The sequence below is a fragment of the Cycloclasticus sp. genome, assembly GCF_019090545.1.
GTDB classification, from domain to species: Bacteria; Pseudomonadota; Gammaproteobacteria; order Methylococcales; family Cycloclasticaceae; genus Cycloclasticus; species Cycloclasticus pugetii.
The window spans coordinates 38,582-55,230 of sequence record NZ_JAHRVT010000030.1 but is presented as its reverse complement, the minus strand read 5'-3'; the positions used below and the strand labels follow the sequence as shown (position 1 = coordinate 55,230).

Here is a 16,649-nt window from a genome sequence, read left to right as displayed (position 1 = left end):
GCTAACATGCATGATTGTTGTCATGAAGCTCAACAGGAGAAGGGAATGAGCCATAAAGACCCTGTATGTGGCATGGATGTTTCTAAAGATACTCAGTACCAGACGGAATATAAGGGCCAATGGTATGGGTTTTGTTGTGAAGGCTGCCTGATAAAATTTAACAAAGATCAAGACATGTACCTGTCGGGTCAAGCACGACCTGAACCTACTGCTGCTCTAGGGGCTAAATATATCTGTCCAATGTGTCCGGGTGTTGAAAGTGATAGCCCAGATATTTGCCCAAAATGTGGTATGGCATTGGAGCCGGAAGCCTTTGTACCTCCATCTAAAAAGACCGAGTATATTTGCCCTATGCATCCAGAGGTGGTGGAAGAGTCACCGGGTTCATGCCCGGTTTGCGGTATGGCTTTAGAAGCGCGAACGGTGGTTTTGGAAGAGGAAAACCCAGAATTAGATGATATGAGTCGACGGTTTACTTTTAGTCTTATATTTACGGTGCCGTTATTTATTATAGCCATGTCAGAAATGGTGGTAGGGGATTTGTTTTTATCATTTTTATCGGCCAAAACATGGCAATGGATTCAGCTACTGCTGGCATCCCCGGTTGTATTATGGGCGGGCTGGCCGTTTTTTGAACGCGCCGTGCAGTCGATAAAAACATGGAACCTTAATATGTTCACCTTGATCGGCTTGGGTGTAACCGTCGCTTGGCTGTATAGCCTCGTGGCGGTGTTCTTCCCTAATGCCTTTCCGGACTCAATGTTCAATGCACAGGGTGTTGTTGCTGTCTATTTTGAAGCGGCTGCAGTGATTATTACCTTGGTATTGTTGGGTCAAGTGTTGGAATTAAAAGCACGCGGTCAAACCAACAAAGCAATTCATTTGTTGGTGGGGCTATCACCTAATACAGCGCGACGGGTGAATGGGCATGGCGATGAAGAGGAAATTTTATTAGAAGATGTTGTTGTCGGTGATGTGCTGCGTGTTCGCCCAGGCGATAAAGTGCCTGTGGACGGTGTTTTACTCGATGGCGGTAGCTCAATAGATGAGTCGATGGTCACCGGTGAGCCTGTGCCGGTGGAGAAAACAGCAGGAGACTCAGTTATTGCCGGTACAGTTAATGGCACTGGCAGCTTTACCTTAACGGCGCAGCACGTGGGCAATGAGACGTTGTTGTCACAAATCATTCATATGGTTAGCGAGGCACAGCGTAGTCGTGCGCCGATTCAGCGTGTGGCGGATGTTGTAGCGTCGTGGTTCGTCCCGATTGTTGTTAGTATTTCTGTGGTGACTTTTTTTGCCTGGTATGCCTTGGCATCCGAATATGCGCTAAGTTTGGCTGTTGTTAATGCCGTTGCGGTGTTAATTATTGCCTGTCCGTGTGCCCTAGGTTTAGCGACACCGATGTCGATTATGGTGGGTATGGGACGTGGTGCGAACATGGGCGTGTTAATCAAAAATGCTGAAATGTTAGAGTTGATGGAAAAGGTGGATACCTTGGTGGTTGATAAAACCGGCACATTAACAGAAGGGAAGCCCAGTGTAACGGGTATCAAAACACTAGGGAAGATGACGACTGATGAGGCGCTCTTATTGGCGGCAAGCCTTGAAAAAGTCAGTGAACATCCACTGGCGGAGGCGGTTGTGAATGCAGCGCAAGAGTTAACTCTGCTTGAGGTGGTTGATTTTAATGCTACTACTGGAAAAGGAGTGTCTGGTGAGATTAATCAGCAGTCTGTATTGTTAGGGAATAAACGTTTTCTGGATGATAACGGGATCGATACGGGTGATTTTAATAGCTTGTCGTTATCTGATAACAGTGCAGGAGAAACTTTATTGTATATGGCGGTAAATGATCAGGCCTGTGCAGTGTTTTTATTAAAGGATGAAATAAAGCCTTCAACACATGAGGCGATAGATCAACTGCACCAAGCTGGTGTAAAAGTCGTGATGTTAACGGGTGACCAGCAGACGTCAGCTGAGCAGGTAGCCAATCAGTTGGGGATTGATGAATTTAAAGCGGGTGTTTTACCGGCAGAAAAAGCGGATGTTATTAAAAGTCTTCAAGCTGATGGCCATGTGGTAGCGATGGCTGGGGATGGTGTTAACGATGCCCCCGCGCTGGCGCAAGCAAATGTAGGTATTGCAATGGGCAACGGTTCGGATATTGCTATTGAAAGCACCGGTGTTGTACTGGTTAAAGGTGATCTGAGAGGTATCGTCCGCGCGCGTAAATTGAGTAAAGCAACGATGAAAAATATCAGGCAAAACCTTGTGTTTGCTTTTCTTTACAATAGCTTAGGTGTGCCGGTTGCAGCAGGCGTGTTGTACCCTTTCTTAGGGATTTTATTGTCGCCGATGATTGCCGCCGCAGCGATGAGTTTAAGCTCTGTATCAGTGATTGCCAATGCGCTGCGGTTAAAAATAGTAAGGCTTTAAGTTAGGTGATCAAGCAGTTCATCTAGGGGTGCGGGTTTAGCTATGTGGTAGCCTTGAGCATAATCTACCCCGAGTTGCCTAAGCAGCTGAAAAATTTCTTCATTTTCAACGAACTCAGCAATTGTACTCATGCCCATAACATGACCAATTTCATTGATGGAGCGGGTCATCGCTAAATCAATGGGGTCTGACTCAATATGACGAATAAAGCTACCGTCTATTTTTAAATGATTAACGGGTAATTGCTTAAGGTAAGAGAAGGATGACATGCCCGTACCAAAGTCGTCTAATGAGAAAGAGCAGCCCAACTCGTGCATATTGTGTATGAACTCAAATGCCAACGATAAGTTTTGAATGGCCGATGACTCGGTTATTTCAAAGCATATTTTTTTACAATCAATCGCATATTGTTTGAGGTATCGAGTGACATAATGGGAAAGATCCTCGTCTGACAACGATAGGCCTGATAGGTTAATGCTGCATAATTTTGTTTTCGCTAACACATCAGGGTGTTCAGACAGCCATGCCAATGTGTTTTTAATGACCCAATGATCAATTCGGTGTATCAGCCCGTAACGTTCAGCTGGTGGTAAGAAAGCGCCGGGGCTGATGAGTCTTTCATTATCTTTTATTCTGAGTAGGACTTCGTAATGTAAAGATTGGTTACTACCAGGGTTGGTTGGGGCTATTCTTTGTTGATAGAGAATGAATTGGTCGGTGTCGAGCGCAGTGTTTAGCTTGTTAAGCCATTGCATTTGGTGTTGAGGTATGCCCGGCTGTTGCTGAACATTTGAGATATCCATTTCTATAATACAGTTTCTACCTTCTTCTTTTGCTTTATAGCAAGCAGCATCAGCGACTGTTAGTGGGTCACTTTCAGATTGTAATCCGGAAGAAAAGTGTGCAATGCCCATACTGGCGCCGATATTAAACGTTTTATGATCACAGGTGAAACGAAACTTTTGTATGGTGGATAAGACGTCGTTAGCCACTTTAAGTGCAGCCTCTTTCGGGCACGCTTCCAATAAAATGGCAAACTCGTCGCCACCAAGTCTCGCTAAGGTATCTCGTCCTCGGACTAAAGGCGAAAGAATGGAGGAGAGTTGCCTGAGTAATTGATCTCCACCTTGGTGTCCACAGGTGTCATTAACTATTTTAAATTGATCGAGGTCTATAAAGATCAGGCTATGCCTAATATTGGCTTCTTGAGTTGCAGATAGGCAGTTTGCTAAGCGGCGGCTAAATTCACCACGGTTTAATAAGCCGGTTAAGGTGTCATGAGAGGCTTGATGCTTTAATTGGTTGGTTAAATGATAAGCCGTTGTGATGTCGTTAATAGTAAAGACAAGCCCTAAACGTTCGGCATTTTTGTTGGTTATAAAAGTGCGAGACCACTCAATCGTGGATTTGTTGCCATCTTCGTGCTCAATAAAAGCAACTTGTTGTTTTGCTTCCAACGTTTCTTTATTGATATTAACCAACTCAATGGGCAACGATTCATTGGTTTTTAATATTAAAACCTCATCAATAGCTTGGTGGGTACAGTCTTTTTGTTGAGTGTTTAATAACTTATGGGCAGCGGGGTTGCTATAGTGAATGATACCGTTGAGGTCGGTAACGATAACGCCTTCATGCACTGACTCCATCGTTGCTTGAAGAAAATCTCTCTCGATGCTTAGTTTTTCTTTAATGTTTGAAGTCTCTTTTTCTGGTTGATTAATGCGAGCCTGTTGGTCTTTCAGTTTCTTTTGAGCCTTAACGGTTGACGAAGGGTTAGAAAGAGGCTTTTGTTCATTTATTAAGAAACCCTTTTGGTTAAACATATCGTCTTTCATTGGCTTAGTTATGTTTAAGGTGCCATAACGCAGCGGCACAGTTTTGAGTGGTTTTTTTAGCAACCTGTACAGCTAATGTAGTGATCATGTGGGTAACCTTATAAATGACAAGATTCTCAATAGATGATTGATTTTATTGAGTTTTGATTTATTACTCCGTTATAAACCAGGGCGCAAAGAAGTACAATGATTTTAGACTAAATTTATAGAAAGGATATGATATTAGACTATGACAGAGATATTTACGATTAAAGTAACTTTATGACAATATTAGACAGTAGTGAATTATTGGCTCAATTGCCTAGCGAATTACATGCAGATATAACGCATATGGTCAGTGAGCTGCCGGATTTATTTGATCAACGTAGGCTTGCAGAAATGGATGCTCATTTAGCTGGCCGAGTTCTGGCGAGTAGTTCGTTTATTCAACGCCAAGCAGTACGCTTTCCTGAGATAAGCGAGAAGCTATTGCAAGGGGTAGACCCAATTAACTGGTGTGTCGATAGCCTATTTGAAGAGTTAACGGGCAGGGTCGATGGAGTTACTGATGAAGCGACTATGATGCCCCTGCTTCGCCAGTTTCGCAATCAATACATGTTACAGATTGCTTGGCTTGATCTCGCTGGCGCTGAGGTCGATTCAATTTTGCAGTATTTGTCTGCATTGGCTGATGCGTTGATCCGATGTGCAGTGGAATGGGCGTATTCGATGGCTTGTGCACGCTCGGGTATTCCCCGTGATGAGCAAGGCAAAGAGCAGCAGTTAATAGTGATTGGTATGGGGAAACTGGGCGCGAAGGAGCTTAACTTTTCCTCGGATATAGACCTTATATTTTGTTACCCATCAAGGGGTGAAACCGATGGTACACGGCCTACAAGTAATGAAGAGTTCTTTACTAAAATGTGCAGAATGGTTATTCGCTTGCTAGACAAGGTTACAGTGGATGGTTTTGTCTTTCGCGTAGATACCCGGTTACGCCCTTTTGGTGAAAGTGGGGCATTAGTGCTAAACCACGATGCCATGGAAATTTATTACCAAAGCCATGCGCGAGAGTGGGAGCGTTATGCGATGGTGAAGGCACGGCTGATAACCGGAAGTAAAGAAGGTAAGGCTGAACTTACGACGATGATAAAGGCCTTTGTTTTTCGCCGTTATTTAGATTATGGCGTGTTCGACTCTATTCGCGTGATGAAGCGACAGATTGAAGCGCAGTTACAAAAAAAGGGTGTTGAGCATAATGTTAAATTAGGGCCGGGTGGTATTCGGGAAATTGAATTTATTGGCCAGGCGTTCCAGCTGATTCGAGGTGGTCGGGATAAAGCGTTGCAAGCGCGTGGTATTTTGAAAGTGTTAGGCTTATTGGCTGATAGGAATCAAATTTCACCATTAGCAGCGCAAGAACTTAGCGAAGATTATCGCTACTTACGTCGTTTAGAAAATCATATTCAAGAGATAGATGATCGGCAAACACATGATTTACCCACCGATACTAAAAACCAACTGCAGCTAGTACTTTCAATGGGCTTTTCAAGCTGGCTTGAGCTGCTTGAAAAAACACAACAAACGATGAAGCGAGTACATCAATATTTTGACAGGCTGGTCGATTTTGATGAGCCTAGCGAACAAACTGATAATACCGACTGGTTAGACTTAACTGAGGAAGGGCTGGATAGCTTTTTAGCCGCCAAAGGTGGCTCAGTGAGTGAGGAAACGCGAAAAGGCATTATCCATTTTTGCCACAGTTATCCGGTTAGACAATTACAGGAGAAAGGTCGGCAATACATCGTTCGGTTATTGCCCATGTTGTTAGAGCGTTTGCTCATAGTGGAGCCAGAAGAAAAAACAGTACTCATTTTTCTGGCTATGCTTGAAAAGATTTGTAACCGTGTTGCGTACTTAGTTCTTTTGGTTGAAAGCCCAAGTGTCTTTAATCAGTTAACTCGGTTGGCGATATTGAGCCCTTGGATTGTAACGCAGGTGACAAGATCGCCCATTCTATTGGATGAATTGATTGATCCTCATAGTTTATATCAGGTGCCGTCAAAAGATGAGCTTCAAGCTGATTTAGATAATGCCTTATTATCTATAGACTCGGACGATATTGAAGCTCAGATGGAAGCATTAAGGTTGTTTAAGCAGACCAGTGTTTTACATGTTGCCGCCTCAGATTTAACAGGTACTTTGCCGGTCATGGTGGTGAGCGATAAACTGACGGAGATAGCAGAGGTCATTGTTGAAAAAGTGGTGACATTGAGTTGGAAATCGATCTGCGCACAATATGGAACGCCCGCGAATGCAAGCGCGCAGTCGGTGAGTGGTTTTGCGGTGATTGGCTTTGGAAAAATGGGGGGTATTGAGCTGGGCTTTGGGTCAGATCTTGATGTGGTTTTTTTGCATAAAGAGGCTCAAATAGATGAGATGACAGTGGGTGATCGTGCGATTTCATTGGGTGAGTTCTATATGCGCTTGGGGCGAAAAATTATTACTTACATGGTAACGCGCACTTTTTCTGGTTTATTGTATGAAATGGATTTACGACTGCGGCCGAATGGAAATTCTGGTCTGTTAGTTAGCAGTGAGTCATCATTTGAGCAATATCAGCGAAAAAACGCATGGGCGTGGGAACATCAGGCTCTAGTACGTGCGCGATTTGTTGCTGGGTGTTCTGACGTAGCTGAGCGATTTAACAAGATTCGAAGTGAGGTGTTAGGGCTTCGACGAGATATAACAACCTTGAGAAATGAGGTGGTTGAAATGCGAGAAAAAATGCGTTCAACGTTACTGACTAAAAAGCAGGGCTTTTTTGATCTTAAACATGGTGTTGGAGGTATTGTCGATATTGAGTTTATTGTACAATTCGGTGTATTGGCTAATGCTAATGAACATGACAGTCTATTAACGTATACAGACAATATTCGTCTGTTACATGAATTGAACAAGATTGGTTTCTTATCGACGTTACAACAGCAGAATCTTGATGGGGCATACAAAGCCTATCGAGAAGCCTCGCATCATGCTTCATTAGCAGAACAGCCAACAATGGTACCAGTTGATGTGGTTGAAGAGCAGGTTCGGCAGGTGGCGTTAGTTTGGGATGAAATAATGATAAATAACTAAACGAATGGTCGTTTAGTTTCACAAATAAATTAGGAGTTAACTATGGGAATGGATGACAAAGATGGCGTCATCTGGATGGACGGTGAATGGGTAGATTGGCGCGACGCCAAAGTCCACGTGCTTACGCATACTCTGCATTATGGTATGGGTGTGTTTGAAGGCACACGTGCCTATGAAACAAATGAAGGCACCGCTATTTTCAGATTGCAGGATCATACTGACCGTTTGTTCCGCTCGGCTCATATTTTAAATATGCAAATTCCGTTTGATAAAGCTACGCTAAACCAGGTGCAGCGCGAGGCGGTGGCTAAAAATAAGTTAAAGTCTGCTTATTTGCGTCCGATGTGTTTTTATGGTTCTGAAGGGATGGGTATTCGTGCTGATAGTCTGAAAGTTCACGTCATGGTTGCAGCATGGGAATGGGGTAAATATCTTGGTGAAGATGGTATAGAAAAAGGTATTCGAATTCGTACGTCTTCCTATATCAGAAACCATGTGAATAGTGTGATGTGCAAAGCTAAAGCAAATGGAAACTATATGAACTCTATTTTGGCGCTGCAAGAAGCTATTTCATGCGGTTACGATGAAGCGATGTTGCTCGATCACGAAGGCTATGTGGCAGAAGGCAGCGGTGAAAACATCTTTCTTGTTCGCAATGGTAAGTTAATTACGCCCGACCTAACCTCTGCATTAGAAGGGATTACGCGCGAAACCATTTTCCAACTGGCTGAAGAGTGTAATTTAGAAGTTGTTGAGAAAAGAATTACACGTGATGAAGTTTATGTGGCCGATGAAGCGTTTTTTACCGGAACAGCCGCCGAAGTAACCCCTATTCGTGAAGTGGATGACCGGACCATTGGTAATGGCGGGCGTGGTCCAATTACCGAGCGCTTACAAACAATGTATTTTGATGCCGTTCAAGGTCGCTCCGCTCAGCATAGTGATTGGTTAACTTACGTATAAATAGAGGTGAGTAACCCTTATCGCATACTAGTCGTGGGCCCTTCATGGGTCGGCGATATGGTGATGGCGCAGAGCCTATTTATGGCCTTAAAAGAGCGGCATAAGAACTGTTCGATTGATGTGCTAGCACCTCAATGGTCGTTAGCGTTGATGGAGCGGATGCCTGAAGTACGTAAAGCGATTGTTATGCCAATGGGACATGGGCAGTTTAATTTCAAGGGTCGTAAAAACTTGGGCCTATCGCTACGTGATGAGGCTTATGACGAAGCGATTGTATTGCCAAATTCATGGAAATCGGCCTTAGTTCCTTACTTTGCTAGGATACCGAAACGAACCGGTTATTTAGGTGAGATGCGTTGGGGTTTGTTGAATAATGCACGCAAGCTTAATAAAGATTTTTTGACTAAAACGGTGCAACGTTTTGTGGCCTTGGCCACCGAGCCGTGTGCTATTTTGCCGGTTATTCCACAGCCACGTTTATTAGTTGATCCAGCGAGTGTTGCTAAAACAACTGAAACGTTTTTATTGCCCACCAAGGCAGGGAAAATACTTGGGCTTTGCCCAGGGGCAGAATATGGCCCGGCAAAACGTTGGCCTGAAACGCATTATGCTGAGGTGGCAAAAAAAGCCATAGAAAATGGCTGGCAAGTGTATCTATTCGGCTCAGCAAAAGATAAGGCCGTAGCGGCAACTATTAATGAACTAAGTGGTGGAGCCTGTAGTGATTTTGCTGGTAAAACAAGTCTGACTCAAGCGTTAGACCTTATGTCACTATGTGATGCGGTCGTCAGCAATGATTCTGGTTTAATGCATGTGGCCGCCGCTCTTAATATTAAAACCATTGCGCTTTATGGTTCATCCGATCCAAATTTTACCCCACCCTTACACCCAGAGGCAGACATTATTAGTTTGAACTTAGCTTGCTCGCCCTGCTTTAAGCGAGAGTGCCCACTGGGGCATTTAGACTGCCTAACTAAAATATCAGCTGAGCGGGTGACCACTTTATTGGGTATTCCCTCATTGATGCCAGATGAAAGTATTAGTCGTTAAGACGTCATCGTTGGGCGATGTTATTCATGCATTGCCTGCCTTAAGCGATGCAACAAAAGCTATTCCAGGTATTTCATTTGATTGGGTGGTCGAAGACTCGTTTCAAGACATTCCTCGTTTACATCCGAGTGTTGACCGCGTTATTCCAGTCTCAATACGTCGTTGGCGGAAGAATCTCTGGGCAGCTCGTGCGGAAATTCGCGCCAGTATTAAAGCTATTCAACAGCAACATTATGATTTGGTGATTGATGCGCAAGGGTTAATTAAAAGTGCTGTCTTAAGTCGTTTTGCAAAAGGCAAGCGCTACGGTTTATCAAAAAGCAGTTGCCGAGAACCATTGGCTGCCCTCGCTTATCAGCAAGCTATAGAGGTAAAAAAAGGTCAACACGCCATTACACGAGTTAGACAGTTATTTGCCAAAAGTCTGGCTTATGCTGAACCAACAGACCCGCCTGACTATGGCCTAGGGAAGGAGCGACTCCCTTCGTCTAAAAAGCTAATAAAGCCTTATTTGGTGTTTCTTCATGGTACGACGTGGGCGAGTAAACACTGGCCTATTGAATATTGGCAGAGACTGATTAAGCTGGCTGAAAAGCAAGATTTTACAATCTATTTACCTTGGGGGGATGAGCATGAGAAGCAACGCGCTGAAGTCTTGGCTGCTCCATCAAGTGCTGTACAGGTGTTGGCTCGTTCATCAATTAAAGAATTAGCTTCAGTGTTACTGCATGCTGATGGCGTGGTGGGCGTGGACAGTGGATTGGCTCACTTAACAGCGGCCTGTGGTGTGCCGGCTGTTACTATTTATGGTTCAACGAGTGCCGCATTAACAGGCAGTATGGGGGCAAGAAATATAAGCTTACAAGCTGATTTCAGTTGTTCACCTTGTTTAAAAAAAGCCTGTGAATATAAGCATCCAGCTGAGGTGGTACCGGCTTGTTACCAAACCTTACCAGCGGAACTGGTTTGGCAAAAATTGCAGGATTTAATGCTATGAATACAGATACGTTAATCAGCGTTAGTGCGCTTGATGCGTGGGCAAAAAAACCTGATGAAGCATTTGAGCTAACAAGTAAGCATGGGGTGTTGCAACTAGATACATGTTTAAGACACTTGCCGACAAGACGTTTAACTTGTCGAGCGATGTGGCAGGAAAAACCCGTAATTGCGAAGCTTTTCTATGGGCCTGGTTTTAATGCAAACTTGATGAAGGAAGCGCTAACGTTACAGGCTTTGAAAAAGTCGTCCATTAGCGCACCTGAGGTGCTTTATAGTGAGAAACAGGCCGACTATGGGCTGTTGATTATTCAATATATTGAGGATGCTGAAACATTATCATCTTTTTTTTGGGCGCAGCCTGAGCCAGTAGAGTTTGAAGCTAGGTTACTGGCAATCACCGAGCTAATGTTGGCCTGTCAGCAAGCAGGGTTTGAAATAAAAGATGCTCATTTAGATAACTTCTTATACCGTCAAGCTGATGTGTACCTGATTGATGCAGGTGATATCAGTAAAAAAAATGATCCTCTCAGTCAGTCAATTGCCGTTAAAAATTTGGCGTTACTGTATGCTCAGCTACCGGTTACGTTGGATCAGCAGGCATTTCAGCTGTTAACAAGGGTGTTGAAAAACTTACCGCAATGGCAAAACCTGAATGAAGGCTCTTGGCAGCAAGCATTGATCGAGCAGCGACGTTGGCGGCAAAAAAAGTTTATTAATAAAAAGGTATTTCGTTCCTGTACGGACTATATCAGCGAACATAATACGTTACGATTTTTAATGGCTAAAAGAAATATTTATTCTAAGGACATGGCCTTAGCACTGGCTGATTTAGACGGCTTAATCGATAACGGCCAGCTGTTGAAAGACGGCGGTACAGCCACCGTTGCTCGAGTGGATATTGCCGGTCAAGCCTATGTATTAAAACGCTATAACATTAAAAAACCGATACACAGCCTGATCAGAGGTTTGAAATGGTCAAGAGCAGCGGTATCATGGAGAAATGGGCTTTTATTAGAAATGCTAGGTATACCGACCGCGCAATCATACGTGATGATTGAGCAACGTTGCGGGCCGCTAAGGCGACGTTCTTATTTATTATCAGAATATATTGACGCGCCTCAGGCGTGGGAGATCTATGACAGTGATCTATATGATGATGAGAGTAAAAAGCACTGGGCAAGAAAAATAGTGAACTTGTTTTTACTATTAAAACGCAGTCAGATTAGTCATGGCGATTTAAAAGCACAAAATATTTTATGTCCTGAAGATGGACCTTTATTTATTGACTTAGATGGCTTGAATGCAGAACAATCGCCTGCCAATTTTTGGCGACAATTTAAGAAAGATATCGCACGATTTCAAATTAGCTGGCCAGACCAGTGGAAGGTAAACCCTTATTTTTCAGATCTTACTGACAAATTGCTGGCGGACGACTAAAGGCGTTATAAAAAGCATGGCTATAAAATTATAAGAGAACGGTTTTATGCAGGACGATTCATTAAATAGATGAGAAGCAGGTGGATTCCAGCGCTTTTTATTGAACAATATTCCTTATGCGTTACTGGCATTTATTTTCTTTATGTATGCAGCGCCAACCTCTAAATTAGCTAATATTGGGTTTTATCTATTGGTTTTATTGGCCGCCCCTTCGTTAATAAAAGATCAAGCGTTTGGTCGTTATATCTGCCCCTTTGCCATTATCATTATTACTTGGTTACTGTTAATGGGATTTGGCTTATTAACGGGAGTTGTTGACTTGCTTTTTGATGGTAGAGGGTTAAAAACAAACCCGAACAGCTTGTGGTTTATTTTTTGGTTGCCTTTGGCACAAGTATACTGGCAGCCTAAATCTAGCAGAATATTATATGTATGAAATTCAGAAAAGTTCAGACTAACTCCAAAAACAGTAGTTTAAGTGAAATGAAAATACTTCAAATATCACATGGGTATAACGCACCATTTTTAGGTGTGAGCAAGCAATATGAGTCAATGTTAAATAAAACTAATGAAGTTGTTACGTTGTACTTGACAGGTAATGAATCGGGTGAGGTAAAGCAAACGACAAAAGCATCTAAAGTGATATTTTGGGGGTGTGATTCAAAACAATTAAAAGGGATGAAGTTGGGACTGATAGTTAAGCTTTATAAACTTATAAAACATGAGAAGTTTGACCTTGTTATTTGCCATCGGTATAAGGCCATTTATTTAGCAACAATGGTGTGCTTGTTAGGTTTAAAGTTTAAACGGGTGGGGGTTATACATGCTTTTGGCGCATTTAAAAGTTTGGGTCGGAGGTTGCTTCTTTCCCTAGTTGCTAAGCGTTTAATAATACTAGGTGTTTCTAATGCTGTTAGAGATGATATTAGGGACTCAATGCCTTTGCTTCCAAGGAATAAAGTGCAAACGCTATATAACGCGATAGATGTAGCCGCGGTTGCATCTAAGCAATTGGATAAGGAAAAAGCACGAGCCTTTTTAGGCTTAAATGACCAAGCATTTATAATTGGTAATGTTGGGCGGTTACACCCAGATAAAGACCAAGCGACGTTGATACGTGCGTTTAGCGAATTTCATAAACAGTACGCCAATAGCCAGCTCGTTATTCTCGGTACTGGTCGCTTAGAGCAACAATTAAAAGATTTAGCTCGGGAACTAGGGGTTGAGCAGCAAGCATTATTCTTAGGTCAAGTACCAGATGCGGTTAACTATTATAAAGCTTTCGACTTGTTTGCCTTATCATCCGATAAGGAGCCTTTTGGCTTGGTTTTATTAGAAGCAATGGTTGCTAAAGTCCCTGTCGTTGCGAGTGACTGCGGTGGGGCAAGCGAAGTGGTTTCTGATGCGGGTTATTTGTTTGAGTTTGCGGATTCAGCTGCTTTGACTAAGTTATTTATTAGGGTTATAGCGCGAGTTGATGGCAGTATCGTAGTGGAAAAAGGCTTTAGTCGTGTACATAAGAATTTTTCTATTGAGGCTGTGGCTAAGAGCTTTAATCGTTTGATATCAGTTTAGTCCTTTTGTTAAAGGAGCGGTAGAAGTTCTGCTACACGCTTATCCCAGCTAAACTTTTCATGAAATAGCTGTAGGCCGTTACGCGCTATTTTCTCTCTTTTGTCGGAGTTTTTAATATAGTAATCAACTTTGTCAACCATTTCTTCTGATGACTTGAATGCTTCAATATGTTGGCCAATTGTAAATAGATCGGCTAACTCGTCACAGTAGTCGGTTAATAGAAATGCACCTGCTGCTAGTGTTTCAAATATTCTTAGGTTTAACCCAGTTTCAACGCCATAAAAACCTGATCGGGTTATATTTAGGATGATTTTACTTTGGTGAAGGTGTTGGTGGAGCTCCTTGCCCCATAAGTTTTGTTCAATAATTTTCTTTTGCAACTGTGAGGAAATAACTGACCAGTTTTTTCCCCAGCGGCTCCCATAAATAACGGTGTTATGTTTAGTGAGTTTTTCAAGCAGAAATATTCGTCTTAAGTCTGCACTGCCAATAAAAAAGACATCGTGTTCTTTTTGCTTGTTTGTTGGCGGCGGGATGTCTTTTGAACCAAAAGGGAAGTAATAAGCTTCAGTTTTATTTAGCTTGTTGCTGAAGTTTGCCATTACAGATGAAAAAGAGAATACACGGTCATAGATGGGGAACTCTTGGTTGATAAAATACAGTAACTCTCTTCTTCTGGAAAATAGGTTGCAGCTGTCTGTATCGTATAAATATAAGGAAAACCCCTGTTTTTCTTTTAGATGAATAATGTATTCGATATCAATAAAACGGTATAAAAAGCCGACTACAAAAACAATGTTAGCTTGGCTGGCTTCAATCGCTTGTGCGAAAATTTGAGAGGGTATTTTTGGCGTATAGTAAAACTCTTGGGAAAATAAAGATTTCTGAATGATCTTATTGATAGCCTGCCTTGGCTTGTAAAACTTTTTTTTCTTAAGTTGAGCGCAATCAATGTAGTCGCAATGTATGCCAGCAGATATAATGGACTCTGATATGTCTTTAGCCAGAGAGACGCCGCTAATTCCATCAAGAATTAAAATTTTTTTATGATGTTTTTTTTTCATTACTGAACAGGGTTAGGTGGAATAAGTTTTTAAGATTGTTGATGATAGGCCTAGATGCCGAAATTATTTTGTAGTCGCTTACAAAGAATTAGTCCTAATGTTTGTTGTAATCCCCCCCCCCATAAGTAACCGAAGTTTTAAGTAGAGGTTATGCTGCATTTATTAAACGTCTAGGCGGTACGCCCCAATTGCTGTATGCAGACGTTCATTATTGTAAGACCAAAGCGACTTTGTGGCTAATAATTGAGCTTGTTCAATAGACTCAAATAGGTGTAAATCTAACCATTCATGTCGAGCTGTTCGGTTGAATCGTTCAATATAGGTATTCTGAGTTGGTTTGCCCAGCTGAACATAAAGTAACGTAATTTCCTGTTTACTGTCCATTTTTTAAGAGTTTGGCTGATGTACTCAGGGCCATTATCGCAGCGTATCGCTTTAAAGCACCTATGGATTCAACCGGTCACTACACCACTATCCATAAAAGAAAAGTGAGCATGAAATAAACTAAAGTGATGTCAGCTCCTTGTTGCCAACCCGTTAACATAGAATAAAGATCATGACTGATACGGGTAGAAAAGCAAAAATAAACTCGTAGTTATTAAAAAGCATTAATAATTTATGGTTTAAAAATAAAAACACTATCACCTTTACGGTTCTTAAAAGCTTTTACTGGTTCGATAGCTAATGAAGTAAGCAAGCTTGAGGCGCCATCAGTGTTCTTTCGGCTGATTTGTACAGCCAAAATGTCAAACTGATTTAACTTTCCATTATTTATTTCTCGAATCACGGTGTTAAAGCTAGGTTCGTTAATTCGTTTTCCATTATGAGCGCCAGCATAGAAACTGACAAATTGATTATTGGTGAATAATAAAGCGTTTTTGTCTTTATTTGCAGCAATCCATCGGCCTGCATCCTTCAAGTAATCCTTGCTGACGCCCGTTGATATGAGCCCATCAAAAGTTAAGACTATAAAGAATACGAGCGTAATTTTTGCTATGTACGTTTGTGTTGTTGAAAAAGCTTTTTTTTGTAGTTGTTGGTAAGCTAATTGAACTAAAAAGGGTAGTGGAATGATGAGTATTAGAGCAAGAGGAATTGGGTAGCGCCCTGCGAGGAAGTATGTAGACGTTAGAAAACCACATAAAATAATAATGTTAATGGCTATTAGGTAAATCCATGGCCATATTAATTGGCGGTTTAAGACTGTTCTTTTTAAGAAAAAGATGGACGTTAAGGCAAGGGCATAAAGAGGGCTGGTTGCGCTAACTATTTCAGTTAATAAAACAAGTATGAAAAAGAAGATAAGAAGAGCAGGGGCATAGTCATTAGAAAAGCCTTGGGGAGAAAGTGTATTGATGAATGTTTGGGTTGAACTAAGAGCAGATGAAATACTTGTAATAGCGGATGTAAGGGCTTGCTGAAGTTGGTTGAATTTTGTGAAGCCACTGACGTTTAAAGGTTGATAAGTACTGCTGTAGGCAAAGACACTCAGTAAAGTAGCCGCAAGTATTAAAATTGTAAGAGAGTTTGGTTTTTGTACTAACGAAATATGACGAAGTAATAATAGTAGCGGTAAGGTGATAATAAAAATGACACCTTCAATTCTAAATAAAGCAGCTATAGAAGTGAATAATGCTAAAGAAATAACAGTTTTTAGTGTTGGTTTTTTATAGGCTTTAATAAAAAAATAGCAGCTGAGTAGATAAAATGCCCAATAACCATGATCTCGGATGATTAGGTTACGATATTCATTTAAGTTTGGATAGCAGAGAATAATTAAGCTAGCACAATACAGGTGCACTTTTTGTTTGCCACCAAACTCTTTAATGAGCAGAATGAATGCGGCACAAGTAGTCGCTGTAAATAATGCATTCAAGACATGAGCTGAAGACTCTAAAGTAAGTGAAGTCAGTGTAGAAACTAGTGAGATAATATAAGGGTAAAAGAGCCAGTTATAGGCCTCTGTTGCAGCTTGCCACCCTCCTTGTTGAATGAGTGATGCTAGATACAAATAAAATATTCCGTCACTATTGATAACGGAATCATCTATCAATTGAGACAACGATAAAAGTAAACTTATAACGACAGTAAAAAAGAGAAGGGTTCGTAACTCAGTTTGAGTGGCGTCATTCGAGTTGGTTAGCGAATGAATAATTTTTTCCTTCATATG

General features: G+C 41.8%; 11 protein-coding genes and 1 pseudogene. 8 read left to right on the top strand and 4 right to left on the bottom strand.

Annotated elements, in window-relative coordinates; genetic code table 11:
• The first annotated feature begins 45 nt into the window (after positions 1–45).
• Complete coding sequence (locus KUG63_RS06865; RefSeq protein WP_287554512.1) at positions 46–2,439, top strand: heavy metal translocating P-type ATPase; 2,394 nt, start codon at positions 46–48, stop codon at positions 2,437–2,439.
• On the opposite strand, the gene KUG63_RS06860 is transcribed toward KUG63_RS06865, so the two are convergent.
• On the bottom strand, positions 2,436–4,262 hold the full coding sequence (locus tag KUG63_RS06860; protein WP_238538327.1) for an EAL domain-containing protein: 1,827 nt from the start codon (positions 4,260–4,262) through the stop codon (positions 2,436–2,438). The genes KUG63_RS06865 and KUG63_RS06860 overlap by 4 nt on opposite strands.
• Positions 4,263–4,535: 273 nt before the next feature.
• Between KUG63_RS06860 and glnE the strand changes: the two genes are divergently transcribed.
• The 7 genes from glnE (at position 4,536) to KUG63_RS06825 (ending at position 13,415) form a co-directional block, all read left to right on the top strand.
• The gene (gene glnE / locus KUG63_RS06855; RefSeq protein WP_287554511.1) at positions 4,536–7,391 is read left to right on the top strand and encodes a bifunctional [glutamate--ammonia ligase]-adenylyl-L-tyrosine phosphorylase/[glutamate--ammonia-ligase] adenylyltransferase; all 2,856 of its coding nucleotides are present in this window, start codon (positions 4,536–4,538) and stop codon (positions 7,389–7,391) included.
• A 42-nt stretch (positions 7,392–7,433) separates the two neighbouring features.
• The gene (locus KUG63_RS06850; RefSeq protein WP_015006581.1) at positions 7,434–8,354 is read left to right on the top strand and encodes a branched-chain amino acid transaminase; all 921 of its coding nucleotides are present in this window, start codon (positions 7,434–7,436) and stop codon (positions 8,352–8,354) included.
• 6 nt (positions 8,355–8,360) lie between these two features.
• Entirely contained in the window at positions 8,361–9,404 is a 1,044-nt protein-coding gene (gene waaF / locus KUG63_RS06845; RefSeq protein WP_287554509.1) for a lipopolysaccharide heptosyltransferase II, read from the top strand.
• Positions 9,385–10,401, top strand: a complete 1,017-nt coding sequence (waaC, locus tag KUG63_RS06840; protein WP_287554508.1) for a lipopolysaccharide heptosyltransferase I — start codon at positions 9,385–9,387, stop codon at positions 10,399–10,401. Before waaF ends, waaC begins: the two co-directional genes overlap by 20 nt.
• Positions 10,398–11,840: a lipopolysaccharide kinase InaA family protein gene (locus tag KUG63_RS06835; RefSeq protein ID WP_287554507.1), complete on the top strand. Its 1,443-nt coding sequence runs from the start codon at positions 10,398–10,400 to the stop codon at positions 11,838–11,840. Before waaC ends, KUG63_RS06835 begins: the two co-directional genes overlap by 4 nt.
• Before the next feature lie 100 nt (positions 11,841–11,940).
• Positions 11,941–12,276: a hypothetical protein gene (locus KUG63_RS06830; RefSeq protein ID WP_041932884.1), complete on the top strand. Its 336-nt coding sequence runs from the start codon at positions 11,941–11,943 to the stop codon at positions 12,274–12,276.
• A complete protein-coding gene (locus KUG63_RS06825; protein WP_020932150.1) occupies positions 12,273–13,415 on the top strand; it encodes a glycosyltransferase in 1,143 nt (380 codons plus the stop codon). Before KUG63_RS06830 ends, KUG63_RS06825 begins: the two co-directional genes overlap by 4 nt.
• Before the next feature lie 8 nt (positions 13,416–13,423).
• Here the strand turns inward: KUG63_RS06825 and KUG63_RS06820 are convergent, their stop codons facing one another.
• From KUG63_RS06820 to KUG63_RS06810, 3 genes and pseudogenes are all read right to left on the bottom strand, one after another.
• On the bottom strand, positions 13,424–14,479 hold the full coding sequence (locus tag KUG63_RS06820) for a glycosyltransferase (RefSeq protein ID WP_020932151.1): 1,056 nt from the start codon (positions 14,477–14,479) through the stop codon (positions 13,424–13,426).
• A 162-nt stretch (positions 14,480–14,641) separates the two neighbouring features.
• Positions 14,642–14,910 (bottom strand): annotated as a pseudogene (locus KUG63_RS06815) (integrase core domain-containing protein); the annotation flags it as partial.
• Between the two features lie 185 nt (positions 14,911–15,095).
• Positions 15,096–16,646 carry a glycosyltransferase family 39 protein gene (locus tag KUG63_RS06810; RefSeq protein ID WP_020932153.1) on the bottom strand — a complete coding sequence of 517 codons (1,551 nt, stop codon included), beginning with the start codon at positions 16,644–16,646 and terminating at the stop codon, positions 15,096–15,098.
• Positions 16,647–16,649: the final 3 nt, after the last annotated feature.

Bases quoted from the DNA above. Each gene is read 5' to 3' on its own strand.
- KUG63_RS06865 (WP_287554512.1), top strand. From the start codon at position 46: ATGAGCCATAAAGACCCTGTATGTGGCATGGATGTTTCTAAAGATACT.
- KUG63_RS06860 (WP_238538327.1), bottom strand. From the start codon at position 4,262: ATGTTTAACCAAAAGGGTTTCTTAATAAATGAACAAAAGCCTCTTTCT.
- glnE (WP_287554511.1), top strand. From the start codon at position 4,536: ATGACAATATTAGACAGTAGTGAATTATTGGCTCAATTGCCTAGCGAA.
- KUG63_RS06850 (WP_015006581.1), top strand. From the start codon at position 7,434: ATGGGAATGGATGACAAAGATGGCGTCATCTGGATGGACGGTGAATGG.
- waaC (WP_287554508.1), top strand. From the start codon at position 9,385: ATGAAAGTATTAGTCGTTAAGACGTCATCGTTGGGCGATGTTATTCAT.
- KUG63_RS06835 (WP_287554507.1), top strand. From the start codon at position 10,398: ATGAATACAGATACGTTAATCAGCGTTAGTGCGCTTGATGCGTGGGCA.
- KUG63_RS06825 (WP_020932150.1), top strand. From the start codon at position 12,273: ATGAAATTCAGAAAAGTTCAGACTAACTCCAAAAACAGTAGTTTAAGT.
- KUG63_RS06820 (WP_020932151.1), bottom strand. From the start codon at position 14,479: ATGAAAAAAAAACATCATAAAAAAATTTTAATTCTTGATGGAATTAGC.
- KUG63_RS06810 (WP_020932153.1), bottom strand. From the start codon at position 16,646: ATGAAGGAAAAAATTATTCATTCGCTAACCAACTCGAATGACGCCACT.